A 25796-nucleotide genomic window follows, 5' to 3' on the forward strand; every position below is an offset into this window, starting at 1 on the left:
CCTTCTCCCTGCCCCCTGCTTTTTCCCTTGTTCCCCTACTTCTTGACTAAGGATGCAACTGCACCCGCCGTTCACCATAACGCAATAGCCTTTCTATAGTTACAAGCCGATTTTCCCAAGCTTTGACTTGATAGGAATTCGACTTAATTTCTTGGCTCATCAATACCCGAAATTGAGACTGGAAGCGACTTAGAGAGGCTTTTGCCACTAACAGCTTACTAGCAGAAGGGGAAGCAGCGAGCTGATTTAAAGCAGTGCGTAAAACTTCTGCCTGGTTGTTAAAATCTGATATTGTCTGAGCAGGCCTTTGTAGTGGGTCATTTTGAAAAACAAATTTCCATTCACGTTGCAGCGCGGTGTAACGGATGGCGGCAGTTTGAAAAGGCTGGCGGTGAGGAATCGGTTCAGTTGTTGTAGATTGAATCCTACCTTGAGTGCTATTAAAAAGTTTTTGGAGATCGTTGTTAAAATTATCTGCGGCAAAGAGTGCATAACCACTAACTGGCAAGTCTCTTACCAACTGAAGTTGATCGAATGCCCCGATTGTTGGCAAAGAAAGCAGGCGAATTCCCGGTACTAACAAGGTAGCTCCTAGTTGTTTTGAGGCAATCCAGGGTTGGGCCAATCGTTGAAAGCGGGAAGTATCCAGAGCATAAGTCATAGGAACGATTAAATCTACATCCCCCCGCCTTGCCCAAGTTTCCCAGTTTTGTTGAATTTTCTGAATCCGTTCTTGTTCTGGCAAAGGAAATACAGCAACCGACAAAATTAAATTCGGTTGCTTTTGTCGTAACTTTTCTGATACTTGGGCGACAAAGCTATCAACTTGCTCGGTGCGAAATTTCGTCCACTTTTGCCACAAGTCTGCTTGGCTAGGAGAAATATTCACTGGATCTACACCAGTAAGTTGCTGAAATTGCGCTCTTGCAGCTTTGCCATAGCCGTAGGTTCGACCTGCTGATGGGTCTTGAAAAGGATAGCGAATGTAGTCTAGCTGTAGACCATCAACGTTATATTTAGTGACAATTTCCTCAAACAGTTTGAGCAAGTACTGCCGCACTTCGGGGTTGGCTGGATCGAAGAATGGCTTAGTTTGCCCAACGGGAATCATGTTGCCAAGGTTATCGTAGTTTGCCCAATCTGGATGAGCCGCCAGTGCTGGCCCTGGATAATTAGGATTGAGGTTGAGAATTTCATTATGACGTTGGTTGCCAGCAGCAAAAGTCCAAACCCAAGCGTGTAATTCCATGTCTCGCTCATGGGCTAATTTCACTGCTTCTTCTAGTGGATTCCACCCATGAATTAATGGATTTTGCTCTTTTGCCACTTGGCTCGGATAAATTGTATAGCCAGCGTTAACGGTTTCAAAGAAGACGGTATTAATCCCGGCTTGGGCGAGGCGATCAAAAACCTGGGCTAGTCCCGCTTTGTTACCAGCACGAACAATTGTCCCTCGATCTAACCAAACTGCCCGAATTTCTGGTTGAGCCAATCTCCGATCGACAGGAAACTGCTGCCACAAAGTCGTTTTAGCAACTAGCCATTGCTGACGAGCCAAAGCGTAGTTTTTTTGGGCAATCAATAGGGGTAAATTTTTGGCAATTACCCTTACCTGTGCTAAGGCTTGGTCTTTACTTATAACTAGCCGCCCCAATTTAGTTGAGGCCAATTGCGGCGGCTGCTCTTTGACAGACTGGGGGGCGTAATTGCGTAGATGTCTAGAAGTCTGCTTTTCCTCAGATATCACTTCACCAACATTAGCCGCATCGGCCAACACGGCTAAATGAGCGCTTTCCACGCGACCAATCAGATTTTCTAGCTCTTGCTGGAGGGCGATCGCTTGGTTGTTGTCAATCGGCTCATTGGAGTTGGGTGCAACATCTAGACGCACTGCTTGTTCCAACTGATCGATAGCCTCTTGAGAACTTGGAGGTTTGACTATAGTCATCGGTCTAGGTATAGGAGCGGTGGAAGTTTTCGGAAGAGATGGAGGAGATGAGGGAGATAAACTGCCCCTCTGCCCCTCTGCCCCCCTGCTCTCCTGCTCGGAGGGTACAGCCGCCACTGTCGTAGAGCAGTTTTGGGAACCTCCGGCTATTTTTTTCATGCGATTTGATGGCGCTGGTGCTGTCAAATAGTGATTGAGAGCAGCTTTTAACCAGGCATTATCTAACTCGGTGGCTGAGGCTGCATCTGTTCCCCAACGCCAGCCCAAAAAGGTGGAACGCTCAGTTGTCACGACTGCGGCAGGATGATCTTTGGAATTCCAAACAGCAGCAGATTCAGTACCCATATCGTTAGGAATTACAACGCCGCCGCGAACTTTGCCAAAGAGTCCAGTTTGATTTGCCCATTCTGGAATATTGGTTTTTGCGGCTTGAATTTGCTCTGTATCACTGAGACTGAATCCCCAATAACCTCCCAAGAGCGATCGCAATAACTGCCGTACTCCTGGCGATGACAGGCTACCTATAGGGCCACTGGCAATTAAACGCCCTCCCTTACTCATCCATTCTTCTAGGGCGATCGCTTGGGTTGGTGTCAATGTCTCAACATTTGGCAAAAATAATACCCGGCGATCGCCCCAATCTGCCCCACTCTTGACATCATTTAAGGGAATTACACAATATTTCACCCCGATTGCCTGTAAGCGATCGCTTATTCCTTTCCATTGATTTGCATTTTCTTGACCATAGACTACGCTCAATACAGGTTCTTCGGTCGCTGCCATTACTGGCAAAATATTAAAACTATTTAAAATTAAAAACTTAAAACTTAAAATGAAGAATCCGGCTTTTTTTATTTTTAAATTTGCCTTTTCGTGATACTTTTCCTGATTCTTCACTACTGACTCCTCAGTGGATTATTTCTTAGGCATTACTTCTTATTTATCATCCAGCATAACAATAAATTACCTCCGAAGAACAACGGATCTTTGATAACTAAATCTGAGCGGAATTGAAAATACATGTTTTAATTAAATCTTCAACTCCTGCTACTGGAAAAATGTTTGTATTTAGTCTACTAGCTAATTCCTGAATACTCATATCATCTAAAAATACTAATTCCCCATTTTTTAACATGACATTCGGTAGCAGAATACCATCACCTAAATCTTGACCTTCTAAGTTTAAAAGCAAATCATGACCAGTGAGTAACCCAGTTACGCTGATAGTTTGTCCCCAATAATCACTACATAAAGCACGCATATTGACTTCTAAACCTTCAACAAAATTTAAGCGTTTCAAAATTGGTTGAAATGCTTTTTCTACAGCGTTGCCCACTACCCAAGTGAATTTTCTCTGAGGATAAACTTTTGGCGGCAATAATTCTGCTGCAACGGTGGCAAATTGCTTGATAAATAATTGAATTGAACCAACTCCATTATCAATTTGAGGATATTCTTCATATTCAGATTCGCTGGGTAATTCCTCACCTGCAATCAAAAACCACTCATCGGCTAACCAAACAACGCTGGAACCGAATTTTTGCCGAAATTGCCGTGAGAGCATTTGCACTTGAGAAATCACTTCTTGAGCTTTTTCTCTAGTTACGGGTGTGAGTTCATCTTCTGGAGGTCGAAACCTTGTCAACCCAACTGGCACAACTGCCACCGATGCCACCGCAGGCACTTCACCAGTATGAAAGGACGCTAAATCTTTGAGAGTTTGTTCCAGGTGTTTGCCATCATTTATACCAGGACAAACAACTACTTGAGCATGAATTTGTAGTCGTCTTTCTTGAAACCACTTGAGTTGTGGCAAGATTTGTCCCGCACGGGGATTTTTCAGCAGTCTAATTCTCACTTCCGGCTCAGTAGCATGAATAGAAACATACAACGGAGACAAGCGCATTTGTTCAATCCGCTGCCATTCTCTTTCTGGTAAGTTGGTCAGGGTAAGATAAGAGCCATACAAAAAGCTCAAACGGTAATCGTCGTCTTTTAAATACAAGCTCGTGCGTTTACCTGGTGGCTGTTGGTCAATAAAGCAAAATGGACAGCGGTTATTGCACTGAATTAAGCCATCAAATAGGGCAGTTTCAAATTCTAACCCCAAGTCTTCGTCGTAATCTTTTTCAATTTCTAGGTTATGAGTTTTACCCGCGGCGTCTAAAACTTCTAATTCCAAGACTTCATCAGCGCACAAGAACTGATAATCAATTAAATCACGGGGACGTGTGCCATTGATTGCAACGATCGCATCCCCGGCTTCAAAGCCAATCTCTGCGGCTATTGAGTCTGGAAGAACTTTAGTAATTCGGGCAGGATGTATAGTCATTGGGTATGGGGCATTAGGAATGGGGCATTGGGCATTATAGCGCTTCTGTGTTGATTTCAATACAGACCTAACAAGAGTAACCCCTTCTCTATAAGGGAAGGGGGTTAAGATTTAAAGCCTTTCTCCTAAAAAGAAGAAAGGTCAGATTGTACTGTATACAAACGAGTCTTGACCAATGACCAATGACTAATTGATTATCCTTTCCAACCTGTTGCGATCGCTAGCAAGATACAACTACCGAATGCTAATCTATACCAAACAAAAATCAAAGTATTTTTGGTTTGCAAGTATTTGATCAAAAATGCGATTGATAGGTAGGAAAAAATAAAGGTTGAAATAATCCCTACAATTAATAGCCCGACAATATTATCTGGCAACTGATGGGCTTGAAACAACTTGAATATTTTCAGGCTTTTATAGAGGGTAGCAATAGTAAGAGTTGGAAACCCTAACAGAAATGAGAATTTTGCTGCTGTATCGCGTTCTAATCCTAAAAACAAGGCAGTTGTCAACGTCGAACCAGAACGAGAAACACCCGGAATCAAAGCAAGTGTTTGTCCTAATCCAACTAAAATACCATCGCGAATCTGCAATGAATCGAAACCTCGCTTACGAGTGCCAATTTTTTCTGCCAAAGCTAGTACCAGTGCCATGATGATTGACATGATGGCAATAATTAATGCACTCTCAGGTAAAATATCTTTTAAAAGAAAGCCGAAAATTAAGGCGGGCATTGTTCCTACTACAATACCGACAAGAATTTTCCATTCTTCTCGTTGCCAATCTTTCTCTTTTAGTGCTTCAATTCCACCTTTGACAATACTAGAAATCAGCGACCAAAAATAAAACACAATTGCTACAACACTGCCAAATTGAATCGCATCAACAAAATCTTTAGATCCTAGTTCTTTCCAGCCCAATACCTTTGTCACAATCAGAAGATGTGCTGTGCTGCTGATTGGCAAAAACTCTGTAATACCTTGAACAATACCCAAAATAAAAGCTTGGATAAACTCCATATACAATTAATACCTTTTTCCCGTTCTAGAGATCATTGTGAACATTGTTTAGCTGATGATGTTGCTTTCTATACTCTTTATTGCACCTAATCTTCTAGAAAATTCAATTTTACCGATCAATAACATCATCGAAGACGCTGACTATGTTCTTACACCCACCTCAATAAGTCAACGCAATTTTGGAAATTCATCAAACTTTAATATTTAGCGCACTATAACGGTTCCTATTCAGATGCGGTACAACATTACATCACGAGTAGGGGCAGGGCATTGCCCATTGGTGTCAACTTAACGTGAAAACGCTGCTTGTCCGCCGGGAATTGAAATTCCCGTCTCATAGCTAAAGTCATCTGAAGATGACTAAATATCGCCAAAAATCTCCAGTCTACTTCAGTAGACTTAAGCTATTAGCCCGAAAATTTATTTCCGGGCGGGTATGAAAGCCAATAGATAAGCTATTTCCAGCTTCAGTTGACACCAATGGGCATTGCCGTGCCCCTATCACTCCTGAAAAGGAACTACAGAGGAGTTTTGTACATAATACAAGAATGTTTTCTTTGGTTGACACCAGCGATCGCAGAAATTTCAGTATAATTACAATGCCCCAGGGGGGGATTTTAAAGTGTGATATCTTAAATAAGATAAAGTTTAGTAACAAATATTAAAAACTTTGATTAATAATACACTGTCGTCTTACGCCGCTTCTACCCCTTCTATTAATACCGAGTTGGATTTAGCTGATACTGGGCAGAAGAGTGTCAGGCAATTGGAATCTACACTTTCCTTTTCTCCCTCTCTCCCCTTATCTATTTCTGGGAGACAAACTTGGTTAGTGTTTGCAGCGGCAGTGTTTTTGGTATCAGTACCAGTATTTATAGAAGCGCCAATAGTGCGATCGCTACCAAGTCTGAGTTTAGCGCTAACAGCATTTTGGGTGTGGCTCAGTTTTACCTTAATGTCACGTCCTGCAACTTACGTCTGGGGGGATTTGCTCTTAGGGTTTAGCTGGAGTTGGTTAGCAGGAGCGATTTACTGGGGTTGGTTACGTTGGGAACCTGCATGGCATCTGCCAGTAGAATCTATAGGTTTACCCTTTGCTTGCTGGTGTCTCTTCAAGAATTGGGGCAAGGTGGGTAACTGGTTTTATTTAGGTTCTTTACTCGGTACAGTTTTAACAGATATATATTTTTATACAGTAGATTTGATGCCCTATTGGCGGCAAATCATGAGAGTAGATGCAGAGTTAGCACCACAAATCTTACAAAATGCCCTCATACAAGTACAAACACCTTGGGGACAAAGTTGGGCAATCATTCTTGCTCTAGTGCTGTTAACAGTCGGTATTTTACCTTTATTAGGTCGAAAGCAGAGACACTGGTATGCCTTTGGTGGCGCAGTTTTGAGTACAATTTTGGTAGATAGCCTATTCTTGTTAGCAGCGATCGCAGCGTGAAGGAAGCAGTGAAACGGGTGGTTAGAAATCGCGTCTATACAAACAAAAGCTACCGATCCTGGGTTTCAAACCCTTAATTTGACTTTAGTCCGCAGAGGCGGACAATGCCAGTGTAGCCACGAATTCTATGAGACTGTTGGCGAATTAATAAAGGATCTAACCCATCATTCCTGATTACTCTAATTTCAGTCCGTTTCAACGGACCTTAGCTATTAGCCCGAAATTTATCTCAGGGCGGGAAAGCAACGCCAAACCAATGTTTTAGGGGTGAGGGTTCAATGACCAACAGTCTCATTCCATTCGTCAGGGCTTAAGTTGACTTTTCCCAGCCCAATCTACGGCACATCAAAAATGATGCTGTAGATGATTAATTAGTTAAGAAATATTACATAACAATCCCTCACCATCAAGTCTTTTTTGGTGGATTTTTGGTATTAGACATCGCACAGTTTCGTATCTACTTGGGAGGTAGAATCAGCCACCCTGAAAAGATTTCGCCTAGCTGGAAATGCTGACAGGATCGTGGATACAACACTATTGCAGCGATGCAGGTACTCTTCCCACAATGATAATTTTTGGCAAAAGTACATTCAAACCCAGTAACGGCAAATATTGTGGATATTAATACGCTGTATATTAGTTTCTGATGACTGCTGTGTGTTGATTAAGGTATCAGCTTTTGTCCTTTGTTGTTTGTCCTTTCTCCTTGGCGTTCTCACGTAGACGCATTAGCGGCTTCCCGTAGGGTATGACTAATGACTAATGACTAATGACTAATGACTGCTGTTATCTTTAAACTTTTATTTCTGTTTGATGGAAAGAGGTAGAAAATCGTGAAAAGATTGGCGCGTTTATTAACAGTGTTTAGTTTGTTACTTAGTTGCTGGGGATTGTTGGGAACAACTCAGATAGCCCAAGCTGCTAGTTTCAATAGTTTTGCTTTTCCACAAGTCCCAGTTTTGGCAATTGAGCGGCAGAATCGGGCAGACGCTAAACTAGGAACGGAATTTGGTAAAAAAATTGATTTGAATAATACCAACGTCCGGGCTTTTCAACAGTTTCCAGGGCTTTATCCCACACTGGCTAAGAAAATCATCACCAATGCCCCCTACAAAACGGTAGAGGAAGTATTGGATCTTCCAGGATTGAGCGATCGCCAAAAACAAACCCTGCAAGCCAACCTGGATAAATTCACCGTCACAGAACTAGAGCCTGCCTTCAACGAAGGAGACGATCGCTTTAACAACGGTATCTACAGATAACTGCACATGCAGTTTTTAATGTAGCAAATAGCAGCCCACTCCTGATTCTAGGGAGTGGGGCATGATATGAGTTATGAGTTATGAGTTATGAGTTAAAAATTCAAAACTCCTCACTCCTCACTTCTAACTCCTCACTTCTAACTCCTAACTTCCCCATACCCATTACCTTGTCTCAGATAGATATTCCTAGCCAATTTGATGTCTTAGTCGTCGGCGCTGGTGCTGCCGGATTATACACAGCGTTGTGTTTGCCAGAATCCTTACGAGTCGGCTTGATTACCAAAGAAACTGTTGCTTTGTCTGCCAGTGATTGGGCGCAAGGTGGCATTGCGGCAGCGGTAGACCCAGAAGATTCTCCCAAGCTACATATTGAAGATACGATCCAGGCGGGTGCCGGTTTGTGCGATCGCGCCGCCGTCGAATTCCTTGCCCAACATGCCCCTAGCTGTATTCAATCCCTAGTTAACTTGGGGGTAGCTTTTGACCGTCAGGGTCAAGCCCTAGCTTTAACTTTAGAAGCCGCCCATTCTCGCCGCCGTGTTCTCCACGCTGCGGATACCACAGGGAGGGAAGTTACTACCACCCTCACCGCCCAAGTATTACGCCGCCAGAATATTCAAGTTATTCAGCAAGCTTTGGCTTTGAGTTTGTGGATTGAACCTGAAACTAGTCACTGTCAGGGAATTAGCCTGTTTTATCAAGGTAAAATCACCTGGATAAAAGCTGGTGCTGTGGTACTGGCAACTGGCGGCGGCGGTCAGGTATTTGCCCAAACAACTAACCCGGCGGTGAGTACGGGTGATGGAGTAGCGATCGCATCTCGTGCTGGGGCGATCCTCCGCGATTTAGAATTTGTTCAATTTCACCCCACAGCCCTCACGAAACCTGGTGCCGATCGCTTCTTGATCAGCGAAGCTGTACGCGGCGAGGGGGCACACCTGATTGATAATGAAGGGCGACGTTTTGCTTTTGACTACCACCCTGCCGGTGAACTTGCACCCAGAGATGTAGTCAGTAGGGCAATTTTCAGCCATTTACAACGTACCGCCGTTGATTTGGCTACTGCCCATGTATGGTTGGATATGCGCCCCATCCCCGCCGACAAGATTCGTCACCGTTTTCCCAACATCATCAAAGTTTGTCAACATTGGGGCGTTGATGTCTTCCACGAACCAATTCCTGTAGCGCCAGCCGCCCATTACTGGATGGGTGGAATTGTTGCGGATCTGATGAATCGCACCAATATTCCCGGTTTGTACGCAGTGGGTGAAACCGCTAGTACTGGAGTGCATGGGGCAAATCGCCTTGCTAGTAATTCCCTGTTGGAATGTATTGTGTTTGGGGCCCAGATGGGCGAAATTGAGTTAGAAAATATTGGGTTGCCATCAGAAACACCAACGCTACCATTAAGAAAATTTAGTCCTGATGCTAGTGAGTGGCAAATCCAGCAAGCACAGCTAGAAGCACTTAGGGAGAAGTTACCGCGTCTAGTGTGGGAAAATGCTGGTATTTGTCGAGAACAATCAAGGTTAGAAACTGCGATCGCTACTATTGAATCTTGGCAAGAAGATTTCGCTGCTTTGCCTTTAAGTCAATTTTTGCTGACTTTACGTCCAGCAGAACCAGCTAGTTTTGACCTACCAGACGTTGAACGGCAATTGGGACTTTGGGCAGAAACCCGCAATTTATTAGATGTGGCTGATTTAATTCTCAAAAGTGCTGCTTTTAGAACCGAAAGCCGAGGCGGACACTACCGTTTAGATTATCCTCAAGCAGACCCAAATTGGCAAGTCCACACACTTGTACAAACACATCGTTGGTGGAAATCTCCACTATTGTCTTGAATAAAATGCTTTAAAAAGCCTGATAGTTTTCAGCAGCCCTAAAGCACAATATTCTTCAACGAGCCGCTAAGTAAAGGATGTTGTGTCCAAGACCATAGCTGCCTTATCCTTCTGCTTTACCACAATCTAAAATCCAAAATTGCCATCAGCGAGTACCACTACCATTATGACTGTCGGGGCCACCATAATTTGGTGGAATATATATGTCTTTTATATTTTCAGAATTGGCTTTGCGGGCTATTAAGGTATCACTGCTGGTAGCACCAAAAGCGCTAGCATTTTCAGCACTGAATGTACCTGTACAAGCGGCAATTTTTGGTATTAGTATGTAAGCACCTATACAGAATATCATCAACTTTGTAATTCGGAAGTTAGTTTTCATAGCTTTCAGTAAATTTACTAATTTTTCATCTTAAAATGTCTTTTTTATTTCCCACAGTATATTTACTGAATTTTTTGAAAAAATATTTTAACTTTATTAAATTACTGTTGGTAATGTATAAGTGGCTGTGGTGTTAGCTTAGATATTAACCTTAATCTGCTGGTATTAAATAGTATTTATACTTAAGTAATATTCTTAATTAGCCGTTTCTACATCAGCCTAAAGTTAGATATGTTGATGGATCGCTGTGAGCATACTGCCTAATTAAGCATTTATTAATGATAGCTTCATATTTATAAGTATAAACACTATGTTCAATAAATAATGAGTTCAGGAAAATATTAAATAATACTTATTTGATTGTATAGTTAATCTTTAGTTAGAGTAAAGATATATGAAGATAAAACAATATAATTGTTATTCTATAAGGATTTAAAAACTATAGGACTCTGAAACACGTAATAAAACGAGGCAGTACAAGTATATTTTTTGAAGTGTAAATATTTACATTAAATATCTGTTTTTATAATTAACTCTGATGAATAATTCCTTTCTTACATGAATTATCAGCTTTAGTATTCAAGTAAAAAGCCTTGCCAGGTATACATCTTACCGACAAAGTATATAAGCTATGCTGTTCAAAACAGCGCCTCAGAGGTATCTCCAGTCAACAGTTATAAATTTGAGGGTAAAAATTTTAACTAAAGTGAAACAAAATCTGGAGGCTTGACCTTGACTAACTAAGCAAACTCGTAGCGATTTTTACCCAGGCGCTTGGCACGGTACATTGCTGCATCTGCTTGTTTCATCAAAGTTTCACTGTCTTGACTGTTGTATGGATAAACACTAATGCCAATACTGGCAGAGATTCGGATTGCATAGCCGTCCAAAACAATTGGCTTGGTAATACTGCTTAAAATTTTTTCAGCGACTTTAGCAGCTATTTGGACATTAGGAATTGCCCGTAAAATTATAGTAAATTCATCGCCACCTAAACGAGAAACTGTATCACTAGCACGTAAAGAGTTGCTGAGTCTTCCAGCGACAGTCATTAGTAAGCGATCGCCCGTTTCGTGTCCCAGATTATCATTGACTTGCTTAAAGCCATCTAGATCGATAAACAGCAGTCCCAGCAACAAGTTATTATGTTGCGCCCAATGTAATGACTCGTAAAGTTGTTCAGCAAAAAATTTGCGATTAGATAAACCTGTCAGGGGGTCGTGATAAGCTAAATAACGTAAGTGATCTTCTTTGAGTTTTAATTCATTGTTAGAGCGGAATAGTTCAGCAGCAGTACGCTTCAGCTGTTCTTCCATTAGCTTGCGCTGAGTAATATCTCGAATTACCCCAACTAAAAAGAAATTGCCAGCTGAGTCTTTATGGAGCGATCGCTTAGTGGCAATTTGATAAGTCTGACCATCAGCATTGGTAAATTCTTCTTCATGTTCCTGGGGTTGTTGAGTCCGAAAAACCAGATCGTCCTGTTGGCGAAATACGTCAGCTTCATGTTTAGGGAAAAAGTCATAGTCTGACTTTTCGATTAACAACTTATTCGGATAACCGATAAATCGACAATACGCCTCATTTAAAACAATCCACTGGTGTTGTTCATTTTTTACAAAAATGGGATCGGGAATCGTGTTGATGACGTGATGCAAAAATTCCTTAGAACGTTTCCACTCTTCTTGGATATGGGCAATATGACTGATCGTCCAAATCGCGGAACAGCCAAAGCTCAACAGTGAGGGAATGACCGGTATCCACCAACCGTGCAAGAAAACAAGGTATGCAGTCAGGATCAATATCAAGCAAGAAACTAGGATACAAAGCAAGCTCTTAGTTGCGTTTTGTATCCGCCATGTCGTTACGGCTCCCAGATAAGACCAGATAAAAATCCACAAGTATTCTACCAAGTCAGGCCAGACTTTGATTAATGGTCGTCCATCAAGAGCAGCAGAGATTAACTCACTAATAAAATAAGCTTGCAGTTGAATACCAGGTACAGGCTTTGCCGTACCCATGAGACTGCTGGAGTAGGGAATGAATACAAAATCCTGAAGACTGGGTGCAGTGGAACCAATAAGTACAATCCGATCTTTGATTAAGTTTTCTTTGACATTACCTGCCAGTACATCTCTGATCGATAACTGACGAAAACTACAAAATTCTCTAGATGAACTTTGACATTTAGGTTTAGGAAAATTAGCCAAAATTTGGTAGCCTCTGTCATCAGCTCCCACATAAGCACCATCATTAGCCTCAAAACGATTAAATACTGCCTTACCCAATTGCAAATACTCAGGGTTACTTTTTGCTTTGGCGGGAGTAATTCCCTTTGACTTTAAATACAATAAAGCCAACTTCAGGGCAAAGCTTTCATGTACCTGACCTTTAACGTGCCAATACAACAAACTGCGACGTATTTTGCCATCAAGATCGTACAGCACGTTATTAAAGCCCACTTGATCCTGATTCAGTCCCAGTGGAGGCAAAACACTAAAGTTTTTGTTGTTGTCATTTGCTAGTAGTTCAATACCAATCAAGTTGGGCATTACTTGATAAGCATTACGCAGTTCTTGATTACCAGGCTCTACTGGCAAATTTCTGTAGATATCTAAGCCAATAGCACGGGGTTTGTGGACATTTAATTTTTGCAACAACAGGGCAATTTTCGCATCTGGAATCGGCCACGAACCTACTTCGTTTAAAGAGGCCTCATCAATCACTACAATCGTAATACGATTTTCTGGCGGTTCATTTGGACGTAAGCGAAAAAATTGATCCAAAGCTGGTAACTCTAAAGATTGCAATAATCCAATAGAGTGCAAAAGCAAGACGCAGATTGCAACGCTGGCAGCAGTAATTAATTCTCTGTGTCCTCGACTAAGCGATTGTTTTAGTTCAAAGATGAACTTCACAAAACGCTTGCCTAGCTGCTGATTCATTCCCATTACCTAATAGAGAGAAATATTCTCTATTTCCTATAGCTATTAACTATCGGACTAACATAGCTCAAGTGGGAGCTAAATAGAGTTTCTAAGAGTTTTTTTTAACTCAGCAAGGTTCTTCAAGATATCGTAGTATTTCTGATGTATTACCATATATTAAGGCCAATGCTCTGACTAAATGGGAGCTAGTACCGCAAGGCGGAATCAAAATTTAAAATGACGCTTAGATATTGTCTCGTTCCCAGTCTTCGACTGGGAATGCCGTTCTAAAAGCTCCGCCTCCCTTGCTAGCGGCTCGCCAGGAGCAACATTTCCAGCCGGAGACTGGAAATCAGGTTTTAAAGAAGTTTCAGCTTAAGTTGACACCAATGGCGGCATCCTGACCACCTAGTTTATTTCGCTAATGACATGATTACATCCCAATGTGGCTCCCAAGTGTAGAAAAAAACTAAAATATAAGTCTACTTAAGTAAATATATTTGATTAATTTCCTTGAACCCAAGGTATTTGAGGATAAAAGCCGCAGGAAAATTGGTAATAGGGTATTGAACAACACTTATTATCTATCACCAAAAACAAAAAAGCCAACCGGAAACAGATTTTTCTGTATTTATCCAGTTGACTATGGTGTGTGAACTACTCCATACCAGTAGGTAGGTGCAGGCTCCCAAATTGAGAACTGCGGCTGAGGCTTCTTCAACGCCATTACTTGAAATACTTGAAGTTACGAGGCCCTGTGTAACCAGAAACTTTTGCTAGTTCCTCTAAGTTTTGGACTCCGCTATAACTTTTATTATTGATGATCCAAGTAGGGAAGCCTTCAATTTTCGCAGCTTTACACAGTTCTGTTTGAGCCTTGAGTCCATCGGGCGCGCACTCTACCTTAACATCACTATTGATTATTTCCTGGGCTTCTTTACCAAAAAGCAGCTTTTGTTCATGGCAGTGAGGACACCAATAAGCACTGTATTCCTTCGCGCCTACCTTTGCCAGATGTCGTGCTAAGGCTATTTCTGCCTCACCAGAAGTAGTTGTAACTTCCCAACCGAACGCCGGGTTAGGATCTCCTTTGGAATTAAAGATAATTTTAACGGGTTGTCCAGGAGTTTCAGGCGTAACTTCTGATTTATTTACACCCGCATAGACACCTAAAGTACCAATCAGCGTTACCATCCCAACAATAATGACGGTAAAAAAAATTTGTCCAATATCTTCCCAAGTCCGACCGATAATGGTCAGTACTAAAAGACTCAGAGAGAATAAAGCTGAACCAATACAGTAAGGACAAATAGCTTTGATTTGAGATGCCAGCACGTACATTAAGTAGCCGCTAAAAACAGACATAGCGATCGCACCTGCCAGCAGCAGCCACCACGTCCAATTTTCCAATTGTTTGCGGCTATTATTTTCTCCTGAGTTCAATACCAAGGGAGCTAAAGCAAATATCACCATACTGATGTATGCCAAAAACCCAAACAAGGCTAATGGCTGACCAAAAACTGTTGCCCAAGGGCTGGAAAGCACATCATTACAGCCCTTAACACCAGCCTGTGCCACACAAGCGGCACTGCCTCCGGTTAACTTTTCTATAGTCAGATAACCTGTGATTAAAGCACCACATCCAGCGATCGCGGCAATCAATGGACGTGACCATTTATGAATCCAAGGAGTAGAACGACGGCGAATCATAAATATTGGGGAATGGGGAATGGGGAATGGGGAATGGGGAATGGGGAATGGGTAATAAGAAATTATTCGCTTGCTCCCTTACTCTCCATTCCCTACTCCCTAAGAATGTAACTTCACTTGTTCTGCTGATTTGCTTTCACTTTTAGAGTTCCAATTGCGACGAGCAGCTTCCACGAATTGACTGACGCGAATTGGGTCAATTGGTTGCTCAATGCGTCCGTGACGTTTTAGGGAACTGGAAACTATCACACCATCTGCTGCCTGCATCAATGTATCAATATTTTCCCAATTAGCCCCACTCCCGATGAACACTGGCGTGCCATTTGCTGCGCCACAAGCTAGTTCCAAATCTTCTAAGTTAGGAGGACTACCAGTAGCCCAACCAGATAAAATCACTCCGTCTGCTAAACCCCTTTCAATGGTGTCTTTCACGGCGACTGTGAGATTTGGAGAACTCAAAGGACGGGCGTGTTTCACCAACACATCGGCCAGGATTTTAACATCACAGCCCAACTCCCGTCGATAGCGGAGTAGTTGATGGGCTTCTCCCTCAATTAATCCTTGGTCGGTTGCCATCACCCCAGTAAGGACGTTGACGCGGATAAATTGCGCCTGTACAGAGCTAGCGATCGCCATTGCGCTTTTGCCATCATTTCGCAAAACATTTAAGCCTATCGGCAAAGTCACCAAATTCTGTATGCGCTGCACCACAATGGTCATGGCACTCACAACCACTGGATCGACTTGGTTTTTGGTAAACGGCGCGTCGAAAAAATTCTCGACAATCAGACCGTCAACCCCTCCACTTGCCAAGGCTGCGGCTTCTTGTTCGGCACGATCAATCACCGCTTTTAAACTACCTCCCCAACGGGGTGAGGTAGGCAGTGGTAGCAGGTGAACCACGCCAATAATTGGGGAACGAGTTTTAAATATCTGATATAAGTCCACGTCTTTAATCCGCCTCGCGGAGTCCAGAGTCCAGAATTTTTTGACTATTGAACGCCAGTTCAACGCCACTTGCCTGAATAGAGAGAACTTCTCTATGGGTGTGGCTCTTCAACGGGGGAAACCCCGCACGTGACTGGCTCCTTTTGACCCTTGACTCTTGACTTTCCATTAATTAGTCAAATGTGTTTTATGATAGTCGGCTTACTGCTTCTTTCTTGAGATAGAAATTGGCGTGAAACCTCCCATAAGATATGTTAAGATAAAACCTGGCTACAAGAGGAGTTTGCCACTCACTAGACGCAAGGCAGCTTTCCGTGGTTTAGGCATCTTGTCCGCGCACTGTCGTAGGACTTGCCAATCGCCAGGTTAGCATTACTGCTTTATAGGCGTAGTCGCTTTCGTCGATTTCCCTGAGGGTAGCGACTTCTCACAACAAGCCCTTTGGGCGGCTTCCCGATGGGTAGGTTAACAACGCGCACGCTGCGGTAATGTAAAATACCAATAAGCAAATTGTTAAAAAACATTACAAGTGTCAAATGTACCCAAAGACACTTCAATTTACCCTGGGGAACAGATTGATAAAGATATCATAACATGACCTCTATCTTATTATTGATAGGGTCATAATTCTACGGACACTTACTGACAGTGAGAATCTGCCAAGATGCTGTTATTAGAGGGATAACGATCGCGAAAAAAGCGAAAAAAGCGCTGAAATGTTTGACTGCAAGAAAAAAAATGAAGATATTTTCAAAATATGGGTGACAAGCCAACAATTGCCATTTCTCATCTGGGCTGCGAGAAAAACCGAATTGATACAGAACACATGCTAGGACTGCTCGTAGAAGCAGGCTACGGTGTAGATACAAACGAAGAGTTAGCGGATTACGTTATTGTTAATACTTGTAGTTTTATTGAAGCGGCCCGGCAAGAATCTGTCAGAACATTGGTAGAACTGGCAGAGGCAAACAAAAAAATCGTAATTACTGGCTGTATGGCGCAACACTTCCAAGAGCAACTTTTGGAAGAGTTACCGGAAGCAGTAGCGGTGGTGGGTACCGGCGATTATCACAAAATTGTTAATGTAATTGAGCGTGTTGAACTTGGCGAGCGGGTTAAACAGGTTAGTATTGAGCCAACCTACATTGCCGACGAAACTACACCGCGCTATCGCACTACAACAGAGGGCGTTGCTTACCTCCGAGTTGCCGAAGGTTGTGATTATCGTTGTGCATTTTGTATAATTCCTCATCTTCGAGGGAACCAGCGATCGCGTACTATAGAATCTATAGTCGCCGAAGCGGAGCAGTTAGTTAGTCAAGGGGTAAAGGAAATTATTTTAATTTCCCAAATCACCACTAACTACGGTCTAGATATTTACGGTCAGCCAAAATTAGCCGAATTACTTCGCGCTTTGGGGAAAGTAGATATACCGTGGATCAGAATGCACTACGCTTATCCCACGGGACTGACCCCAGATGTGATCGCGGCGATTCAAGAAACACCCAACGTCTTGCCTTATCTGGATTTGCCCTTACAGCATTCTCATCCAGATGTTCTCCGCTCCATGAATCGTCCTTGGCAAGGACGCGTAAATGATGGGATTATAGATCGCATCAAAACGGCGCTACCAACAGCCGTATTGCGGACAACATTTATTGTTGGTTTCCCAGGAGAAACAAACGAGCATTTTGAGCATTTATTAGAGTTTGTTCAAAGGCATGAATTCGATCATGTTGGTGTCTTCACCTTTTCCTCTGAGGAAGGAACCCCAGCTTACAAGTTGCCAAATCAGTTGCCCCAATTGGTGATGGACGAGCGGCGATACCAACTTATGGAAATCCAGCAACCGATTTCCCAAAAGAAAAATCAACAGGAAGTAGGCAAAATCGTCGATGTCCTGATTGAGCAAGAAAATCCTGAAAGTGGTGAATTAATAGGTCGTTCAGGTAGATTTTCCCCAGAGGTTGATGGTCTGGTGTATGTCAAAGGCCAGGCAAAATTAGGAACCATCGTGCCAATAGCGATTCACCACGCTGATACATACGACCTCTATGGTCAGGTAGTCAATAACTAAATTGTCCTTTGTCTTTTGTCCTTTGTCTTTTGTTAAATGACCCTTACAGATTTACCCTTATTCCAATATCGACGCTGCATTAATGGCAGTTTTCATGAGGGTTTACCTGAAGTTCGGGGACTCACTCGTGGGCATAGCTTCTCCAATAGTTTGAGGCTTTGCTATCGCCCAAGGCTTACTAACTAGCCAATAACTAATGACTAATGACTAATGACTAATGACTAATAACTAATGACTAAATGACTAATCCAAAAATCCTTACATAAAATTTAGGACGAATTAATGACTCTTTCATTTCAAGAATTAGGAATTTCCCAAGAGCGTGTCGAACAACTAGAAAAAATCGGTTTTACCGAACCAACTAACATTCAAGTGCAAGCAATTCCCCAATTGCTAGCCGGTCGTGATGTAGTCGGTCAATCTCAAACTGGAACAGGCAAAACGGCAGCATTCTCACTGCCAATTCTAGAGCGGCTAGATATTAATCAAAGAGCCGTACAAGCCATAGTTTTAACACCAACCCGTGAATTAGCGATGCAAGTTCACGATGCGATCGCCCAATTTATCGGTAATGAAGGATTGCGGGTGTTAGCAATCTATGGTGGACAATCAATTGACCGCCAAATGTTACAACTCAAACGTGGCGTTCACATGGTCGTGGGTACTCCCGGACGGGTGATCGATTTGCTCGATCGCGGCTGTTTAAAGCTCGATCAAGTGAAGTGGTTTGTGTTGGATGAAGCTGATGAAATGTTGAGCATGGGCTTTATCGACGATGTGATCAAAATCCTCTCGCAAGCGCCCGTAGATCGCCAAACAGCTTTATTCTCGGCAACAATGCCACCATCGATTCGGATGTTGGTGAACAAGTTTTTGCGATCGCCTGCAACTGTCACCGTCGAGCAGCCAAAAGCCGCTCCCAACAAGATTAATCAGGTAGCTTACCTGATCCCCCGCCACTGGACAAAAGCCAAAGCTTTACAGCCAATTCTGGAAATGGAAGATCCAGAAACAGCTTTAATCTTTGTCCGCACCAGACGCACCGCCGCCGAACTCACCAGTCAGTTACAAGGTGCTGGTCACAGCGTTGATGAATATCACGGTGACTTGTCCCAACAAGCACGGGAACGCTTATTAATCAGATTCCGTAACCGTCAAGTTCGCTGGGTGGTAGCAACTGACATTGCAGCACGAGGGTTAGATGTCGATCAACTCTCCCATGTGATCAACTACGACTTACCCGATAGCGTAGAAACCTACGTCCACCGTATTGGTCGTACTGGTCGTGCTGGTAAAGAAGGAACAGCAATTTCTCTAGTACAGCCATTTGAGCGGCGCAAACAGCAAACATTTGAACGTCATAACCGCCAAAATTGGCAAGTGCTGACGATTCCCACACGCGCCCAGATTGAAGCAAAACACATTCTGAAATTGCAAGAACTGGTGCGGGAAGCTTTGACAGGCGAGCGTTTGGCTTCATTCTTGCCAATTGTCAGCGAACTGATTGAAGAATACGATGCTCAAGCGATCGCCGCAGCTGCATTGCAAATTGCTTACGATCAAACTCGTCCTGCTTGGTTGAGTTCAGACGTGGAAATTCCCCAAGAAGAATCTTCCGCTCCCAAACCAAGACTCGGTAAGCGTCGTGAATCTTCTTCTAGCGATCGCCCCCGTTCTGCATGGAAATCAGATAGCAGCAATGGAGACGAAAGACATTCTTCTCCCAAGCCAAAACTGCGGACAAGTGGGCACGAGTCTTCTGCATCTCCTAGTAAAAAGATAGGTTCACCGACAGCTAGAGAATCAGCTTCTTAGTCAACAGTTAGAAGTTAATCAATTTTGGATTTTAGATTTGAGGTTTTTTCTTCAATCCAAAATCCAAACCTGAAATTGGAGAGTTGAGAGTTAGGAGTCAGGATTTTGACTTTGGCTCTTGACTTTTTGGCTTTTTGGGTGGGTTTATCGGCTCAACCAAGAACCAATAACTTTGTACGATAACGACAAACTGACACTACCAGACTTATTACCAGGTTGGAGCTAGTAGTGTCAGAAATTTGGCCTCCTGTGTTTGAGTAGAGACCTTGCATTGCAACGTCTCTACAGCCAAGGACGACTAACTAGTTCTAATTCTCCAATTTCATCGTCGCTCAATTTCCAGCCCAAAGCGCCAGCATTTTGCCGCACCTGTTCAGCTGTCTTCACCCCAGCAATGGGAATAACGTTCCCCTGAGCAATTAACCAGTTGAGAGCAACTTGGGCAGGAGTGCGATCGTATTTTTCCCCGAAGTTACGTAGCAAAGATATAACTGGGGCAATTTTTTGCAGTCCTTCTTTCTTAAATCGCGGGTCTATTTTTCTCGCACCAGTGGGGATTTCAGTACTATCAATACTGTACTTGCCAGTGAGCAATCCTTGTGCTAAAGGACTATATGCTAAGATAGCCACGCCCAACTCACGCGCAGTTGTGATAATGCCTTGGCTTTCAACTTGGCGACTGAGTAAAGAATAGCGTACTTGGTTGACAGCCAAAGGTACTCCACGGGCTGCCAATATTTGATGCGCGTCTCGCATTTGCTCTGCTGAGTAATTACTTACACCAACTGCGGCAATTCTGCCACGCTTCACTTCATCCGCTAGGGCATTCATCAAAGTTTCTTGACTTAAAAAGAAGGCAAAAGGCCAATGCACTTGATACAGGGCGATTCGCTCTAATTGCAAACGTTTGAGGCTGGCTGTTAAAGCATCCGAGACGGATTGGGCTGTAAATCGCCACGGTAGGGGGCCAAATTTTGTAGCGATTTGTACAGATTGTTGTGTCTGTTGCAGAAATTGTCCCAAAAATTTCTCTGATAGTCCCATTCCGTAGACTTCGGCAGTATCAAAGAAGGTAATACCAGCTTCTAAGGCTGCGGTAAAGGCTTCTTGTAACTGTTCTGGACCGTAGCGATCGCCATAATTCCAAAATAGTTTATCACCCCAAGCCCAAGTGCCGATGCACAAGGGCGTAACAGATGGGCCATTTTGCCCCAATGTGATGTTTTCCACGGTTGCAAAATATAGTTTATTTACATTTCTTTACTTTTATAGTGTATCGTTATAGACAAGATTGGGTGCGATCGTCACCACTTGGCTGGCAAATCTTGTTGTGCGTAGGCGTAGAAATCGCGCCTTGCATAAAAATTTAAAACCTGAATCAAACGCGCATAAACAAGATCCCCGACAACTTTTACGAAGTCGGGGATCTACGGGTTGCAATTCTCACAAATCAAATAGGATTGCTATAGTTGAGTGTATTTACTTGTATTTAAGAATTAGATGATTTATCCTGCTTGGGTTTTTTGATTAATTCCATGTAGACATTAATCTCACTAATTTCTACATCATGCTCAACTCTGGTTACTTTCCATCTTTCCTTTTTTAGGTAAACTTCCTCCCCTACTCTGGGAGTAAATTGAAGATCGTAGAATTTTTTGAGAAAATCTTTTTGATTTTCTTCCCATAATATTACCTTGACTGGTTCTTTACTCATTGCTTATGCCTTTTTGGTTACTAGATGAAGGTAAGTATTTTGATGACATACATACGGCAATTTTATCTTACTAATTCAATGTAATAGCGTAGTTAAAACCACATTTTAATATTGATATTTTTATGTGTCTTGATTGCGTCTCTTCAAGTTAAAGATTTTTTATTTTTATAGCGTATCATCATTGTCTGATTCATTGCCTTATTAGCTGTGTCTGTACAATTCAGATACATATTGCTTACGATCAAATTTGAATGGGCCTAGATTATATTGCCAGTCACGATGAAATTGACCAAAATCAACCCACTCAACAGTTGATTCATTAAGTGTGTGGATGTCCATGTACGACGGTGCATGAAATTCTTAAGTGAAGCGGGATAATCGTTAGGCTTTGGTTCTGGAATACCAAGCTGTTTTATTGCACCTAAAACACATTGCATATTGCCAACAACTAAAGATTCATTATCAAGTGCAAGTTGTCTTCGGTGGATACGTTTATCAGTATAAAAAGTAACTTGTAAGCCTCTGGCTCTGAATTCTTCAGTGACAAGTTGCTCCTCATATCGAAGCCTTCCATTACCTTGTTCTTGGATAAAAGCCTTAGAAATCAATGTACTTGTCAGAATTTAAAATAGTATTTACATTTAAGAGGCTATCACAACCTTTGATATTGCTGGACTTTGCCTACTATTGATAAGAAATGCAGCGCTAAAGTTTCTGACTTTAGTCTTTTTTAAAGCTTTTTTACAATTTGCGGTCTTGAGGCGATCGCTCTGGAAACCATAAAAGGACAATTGAGGATTTTAATCAAGCTCTCCTCATTTTGCCAAAATATGACAACAGACATAAAATGCCTATTCTATGTATTTTGTTGTGTGGCAAGCTGGACAGCTTCTATATCAACATTGAGGTGTTGAGCAATCTGCTCCACACTCATCCCTGTTTTTAGTAACAGAGGGACGGTAAGTTTCAACATTTCAGCTTCCCGTTCTTCTCGACCTTCGGCTTTCGCTTCCTGATAAACCCTTGTTTGCTCCAAAGTCAATCCCAGCATAGCTTCAACTTCCTCTCTACTCAATGAAGAAAACTTATAAACGACGATTGTGGTGATGATGTCTAGTATTTCGTTTTTCGGCAGCATGTCTGTTGACTCTAATTTTACCCGCTCAATCAATTGCTTTGCTTGCTCTGCCATCACTTCATCCGATGCTAGAGTCAACTGCATCAAGTTGATGCCTATTGGCTGCTGATTAGTCGCGCCTAACTCATCTAAATAGATTCGCTGCACTTGGTCGCTGTTCAGAAATATTCGATGAGTTTTTTGATCGCTTGGTTCCAAAGAGCGTGATGAAAAAATTACCACACAGAACCAGTCATCGTACTGAGAACGATTCCGGTTCAGGTACATCAGCGACTCGGTAAAGAACCGATGATAGAGAGCTTCATTTCTTTGGAATTGAACTTCAGCAAAAAAGATAACTCTGGATGTTGCACCCTCTGGAGGTAAAAACACACCATCGATGCGGAAAGCCGTTTCTTTGACTTCAAGTGATTCAAATCGATAGTTTTGTGCTTGAGGAGGAGGGACATCAATCAGTTCAAAGAGTAACCCAGGAAAGCGCTTAAAAATTTGATAGTAAATGGAGTCTCGTTTCACTATTTCATCCTAAAATTCTCTCGTTATGCGTAGGCGTAGCCCGTCGTAGACATCGCAGATTACAACCAAGTTCTAAAAATTAACCCTAACTTGGCTGAAGCATACCCTAATTGAGGTGGTGTATAATTGCTTGCCAATTCGCAACTTCAACTTTTCGTTCGCTGATTTGAAGCGAGTAGGGTTTATCTTTATTTAAAGAGAGAGATTAAATCCTATAAAGTATACGAAAAAGTAGCTATGGCAAGCGGTGAAGTATTTGATACCAAAACAAAATCCCCATCTCTGCCAAGGGTAAATCTGCTGACCATGTTTCGGCTAGGTTTATTTCAGATGGGGTTGAGTATGATGTCTATCTTGACTTTGGGCGTACTCAATAGAGTCATGATTCAAGAAATAGCAATTCCGGCGACGCTGGTATCAGTAGTTCTAGCACTGCCCTTATTTGTTGCTCCTTCGCGTGTCTGGTTTGGCCAGATTTCCGATGCCAAGCCTTTATGGGGATATCACCGCACAGCTTATGTTTGGGTGGGTGCGGCAATATTTGCGATCGCAGCCTTTTTAGCTATACAAGTAATCTGGCAGCTTAATATAGCTGGAAATAGTTCAGGTACTTGGGTATGGACAACCCAAACAATCGGCTGGACAGCACTTTTGGCTTTAGTTTTCGCTGTCTACGGTCTAGGAATTTGTGCTAGCGGTACTGCTTTTGCTGCTTTGTTAGTGGATATATCTGAAGAAGATAACCGTTCCAAAGTAGTCGGTGTGGTTTGGTCGATGCTAATGGTGGGAATTATCGTTGGGGCGATTATTAGTGCCAAGTTACTACAGCCATTAACATTAGGCGCTTCCATCGCAACCTTAGAGCCAGCAATCAACAGATTGTTTTTTATCGTCCCAGCAATTGTATTTGGTTTAGCGATCGCAGCCACATTCGGCGTAGAAAAAAAGTACTCCCAATACTCAACCCGTTCCACATTGGTGAACCGGGAAGACAGTATTACTCTAGGTAATGCTTGGAAAATATTGACAGCTAGCCCACAGACAGGTGTATTTTTCACCTTTTTATTGGTGATGACTATCAGTTTGTTTATGCAAGACCCAGTTTTGGAACCTTATGCGGGTCAAGTGTTTAAAATGCCCTTAGCGGAAAGTACCAAATTAAATATTTTTTATGGAACGGGTCTACTGATTGCCTACGGCGTTACCGGCTTTTATATTGTTCCGCGTTTGGGTAAGCGCAGAACTGCACGTCTAGGCTGTATGTTGGTGGCATTCTGTGCAATTTTGCTAGGTATCTCAGGATTCACAGCTAACGCAGCGGTTCTGAAATTAGGTTTGTTCTTTTTCGGTTTAGCCGCAGGTTTCTTAACTACAGCAGCAATTAGCTTGATGTTGGATCTGACCGCAGCAGAAGCCGCAGGTACGTTTATTGGGGCATGGGGATTAGCGCAGTCCCTTTCTAGAGGAATCGCAGTGGTAATTGGAGGTACAGTTTTGGATATTGGACGCAGGCTGTTACCCAGTCTAGAGTTAGCTTATGGACTGGTATTCGTTCTAGAAGCTGTGGGAATGGTGCTATCGATTTGGTTTCTGAATCGGGTGAACGTCACAGAATTTCAAACAAGTACAAAGCTGGCCATCGCTTCAGTTTTAGAAAGCGATTTAGACTAAACTGTATTGGGCATTGGGCATGGGACAAATGACCAATGACCAATGACAAATGACAAATGACAAATAACCAATGAATGATTTTTGGACAACAATTCTTGATTTTGCCCAAACTACCACTACCAGAGTGGGCAAGCAGCTAATGCAAGATTTTGGGCAAGTACAGGCTGACCAAAAAGCTGATGGTAGTTTGGTGACGCAAGCAGATAAATGGGCAGATCGGGAAATTCGGGATGGGATCGCTTCTAATTTTTCTGGTTACGGCATTTTAAGCGAAGAGAGCGATCAGTCATTTCCCGGTACTGAGTGGTGCTGGGTAATTGACCCTCTAGATGGTACAACCAACTTTACACGCGGTATTCCCATCTGGACAATATCTCTGGGTTTACTGTATCGAGGTACACCCATTTTTGGGTATGTTTACGCACCAACTCTGAATCAAGCTTTTCATGGTTTCTGGGCAGGTTCATCTGGTTTAGCAACACCTACAGGAGCATTTCTCAACCACCATCCCATCCACACTAGTATAGATAGTCCCAGCAATAATCACTTTTTTAACCTCTGTTCTCGTAGCACCGCAGTTATTCAAAACGGCTTTCCCTGCAAAATTCGGATGTTGGGTGTAGCTAGCTATAACTTTTTAACGGTTGCCACAGGGGCTACTCTCGGTGGAATTGAGGCGACACCAAAAGTTTGGGATATAGCCGGGGCTTGGGTAATTGTCCAAGCTGCTGGTGGGGTATGGTCATCACTCAAATCAGAACCCTTTCCATTGTCACCAGGAGAAGATTATAGCGATCGCTCCTTTCCCACCCTTGTTGTCAGTCGTCCTGAATTAGTTCCAGTATTTCAACCTTTTCTCGAAGGCGTAAAAATTTAATTCGCTGCTTGGTATCTGGAATATCAATATTAAACTTAACAAGACCCTAATCAAACAAAGAATCTAGTATAAATAAAGCTGGTAATAATCCTGATTTAAGTGTAAAACCAGTGTAGTTATTAATTTAAGTAGTGTTGTGTCTTTCATCACACTGGTTAATTTA

At 42.6% G+C, this 25796-nt stretch carries 19 protein-coding genes; 8 read left to right on the forward strand and 11 right to left on the reverse strand.

Translation table 11 applies throughout. The features are described from left to right. Window positions 1-46: 46 nt before the first annotated feature. From FD723_RS19135 to FD723_RS19145, 3 genes are all read right to left on the reverse strand, one after another. On the reverse strand, window positions 47-2845 hold the full coding sequence (locus FD723_RS19135; RefSeq protein WP_179066747.1) for a family 10 glycosylhydrolase: 2799 nt from the start codon (window positions 2843-2845) through the stop codon (window positions 47-49). Between the two features lie 97 nt (window positions 2846-2942). Beyond that, window positions 2943-4280, reverse strand: a complete 1338-nt coding sequence (locus FD723_RS19140; RefSeq protein WP_179066748.1) for a TIGR03279 family radical SAM protein — start codon at window positions 4278-4280, stop codon at window positions 2943-2945. 194 nt (window positions 4281-4474) lie between these two features. Beyond that, a complete protein-coding gene (locus FD723_RS19145; RefSeq protein WP_179066749.1) occupies window positions 4475-5299 on the reverse strand; it encodes an undecaprenyl-diphosphate phosphatase in 825 nt (274 codons plus the stop codon). Window positions 5300-5969: 670 nt separating this feature from the next. Between FD723_RS19145 and FD723_RS19150 the strand changes: the two genes are divergently transcribed. The 3 genes from FD723_RS19150 to nadB all read left to right on the forward strand — a co-directional run bounded on the left by FD723_RS19150 (window position 5970) and on the right by nadB (window position 9858). Next, window positions 5970-6752, forward strand: a complete 783-nt coding sequence (locus tag FD723_RS19150; protein ID WP_179066750.1) for a DUF3120 domain-containing protein — start codon at window positions 5970-5972, stop codon at window positions 6750-6752. 833 nt (window positions 6753-7585) lie between these two features. Then, the gene (gene psbU, locus FD723_RS19155; RefSeq protein WP_179066751.1) at window positions 7586-8014 is read left to right on the forward strand and encodes a photosystem II complex extrinsic protein PsbU; all 429 of its coding nucleotides are present in this window, start codon (window positions 7586-7588) and stop codon (window positions 8012-8014) included. 167 nt (window positions 8015-8181) lie between these two features. Beyond that, the gene (nadB, locus tag FD723_RS19160) at window positions 8182-9858 is read left to right on the forward strand and encodes an L-aspartate oxidase (protein WP_179069198.1); all 1677 of its coding nucleotides are present in this window, start codon (window positions 8182-8184) and stop codon (window positions 9856-9858) included. 145 nt (window positions 9859-10003) lie between these two features. Here nadB and FD723_RS19165 read toward each other — a convergent pair whose 3' ends face one another. Then, window positions 10004-10240 (reverse strand): hypothetical protein, encoded by a 237-nt coding sequence (locus tag FD723_RS19165; protein ID WP_179066752.1) that lies wholly within the window; start codon window positions 10238-10240, stop codon window positions 10004-10006. 740 nt (window positions 10241-10980) lie between these two features. After that, a complete protein-coding gene (locus FD723_RS19170; protein WP_179066753.1) occupies window positions 10981-13185 on the reverse strand; it encodes a CHASE2 domain-containing protein in 2205 nt (734 codons plus the stop codon). 233 nt (window positions 13186-13418) lie between these two features. Here FD723_RS19170 and FD723_RS19175 point away from each other — a divergent pair, with 233 nt between their 5' ends. After that, on the forward strand, window positions 13419-13571 hold the full coding sequence (locus tag FD723_RS19175) for a hypothetical protein (RefSeq protein WP_179066754.1): 153 nt from the start codon (window positions 13419-13421) through the stop codon (window positions 13569-13571). Window positions 13572-13893: 322 nt separating this feature from the next. Here the strand turns inward: FD723_RS19175 and FD723_RS19180 are convergent, their stop codons facing one another. Continuing rightward, entirely contained in the window at window positions 13894-14877 is a 984-nt protein-coding gene (locus FD723_RS19180; RefSeq protein WP_179066755.1) for a vitamin K epoxide reductase family protein, read from the reverse strand. A 99-nt stretch (window positions 14878-14976) separates the two neighbouring features. Further along, a complete protein-coding gene (gene btpA, locus FD723_RS19185; RefSeq protein ID WP_179066756.1) occupies window positions 14977-15825 on the reverse strand; it encodes a photosystem I biogenesis protein BtpA in 849 nt (282 codons plus the stop codon). Between the two features lie 757 nt (window positions 15826-16582). Here btpA and rimO point away from each other — a divergent pair. Together rimO and FD723_RS19195 are read left to right on the forward strand one after the other, a co-directional pair. After that, entirely contained in the window at window positions 16583-17902 is a 1320-nt protein-coding gene (rimO, locus tag FD723_RS19190) for a 30S ribosomal protein S12 methylthiotransferase RimO (RefSeq protein ID WP_094352114.1), read from the forward strand. 282 nt (window positions 17903-18184) lie between these two features. Beyond that, complete coding sequence (locus FD723_RS19195) at window positions 18185-19717, forward strand: DEAD/DEAH box helicase (RefSeq protein WP_179066757.1); 1533 nt, start codon at window positions 18185-18187, stop codon at window positions 19715-19717. A gap of 282 nt (window positions 19718-19999) precedes the next feature. On the opposite strand, the gene FD723_RS19200 is transcribed toward FD723_RS19195, so the two are convergent. From FD723_RS19200 to FD723_RS19215, 4 genes are all read right to left on the reverse strand, one after another. Beyond that, a complete protein-coding gene (locus FD723_RS19200) occupies window positions 20000-20947 on the reverse strand; it encodes an aldo/keto reductase (RefSeq protein ID WP_179066758.1) in 948 nt (315 codons plus the stop codon). Window positions 20948-21206: 259 nt separating this feature from the next. Beyond that, complete coding sequence (locus FD723_RS19205) at window positions 21207-21431, reverse strand: hypothetical protein (RefSeq protein WP_179066759.1); 225 nt, start codon at window positions 21429-21431, stop codon at window positions 21207-21209. A gap of 257 nt (window positions 21432-21688) precedes the next feature. Continuing rightward, window positions 21689-22039, reverse strand: a complete 351-nt coding sequence (locus tag FD723_RS19210; protein ID WP_179066760.1) for a hypothetical protein — start codon at window positions 22037-22039, stop codon at window positions 21689-21691. 248 nt (window positions 22040-22287) lie between these two features. Then, window positions 22288-23085, reverse strand: coding sequence for an Rpn family recombination-promoting nuclease/putative transposase (locus FD723_RS19215; protein ID WP_179066761.1), 798 nt, complete (start codon window positions 23083-23085; stop codon window positions 22288-22290). 237 nt (window positions 23086-23322) lie between these two features. On the opposite strand from FD723_RS19215, the gene FD723_RS19220 reads away from it, so the two are divergent. Together FD723_RS19220 and FD723_RS19225 are read left to right on the forward strand one after the other, a co-directional pair. Then, entirely contained in the window at window positions 23323-24756 is a 1434-nt protein-coding gene (locus FD723_RS19220; protein WP_179066762.1) for a BCD family MFS transporter, read from the forward strand. A 70-nt stretch (window positions 24757-24826) separates the two neighbouring features. Next, complete coding sequence (locus tag FD723_RS19225) at window positions 24827-25633, forward strand: inositol monophosphatase family protein (RefSeq protein WP_179066763.1); 807 nt, start codon at window positions 24827-24829, stop codon at window positions 25631-25633. Window positions 25634-25796 lie beyond the last annotated feature (163 nt).

This window comes from Nostoc sp. C052 (assembly GCF_013393905.1).
In the GTDB taxonomy this organism is placed as follows: Bacteria; Cyanobacteriota; Cyanobacteriia; order Cyanobacteriales; family Nostocaceae; genus Nostoc.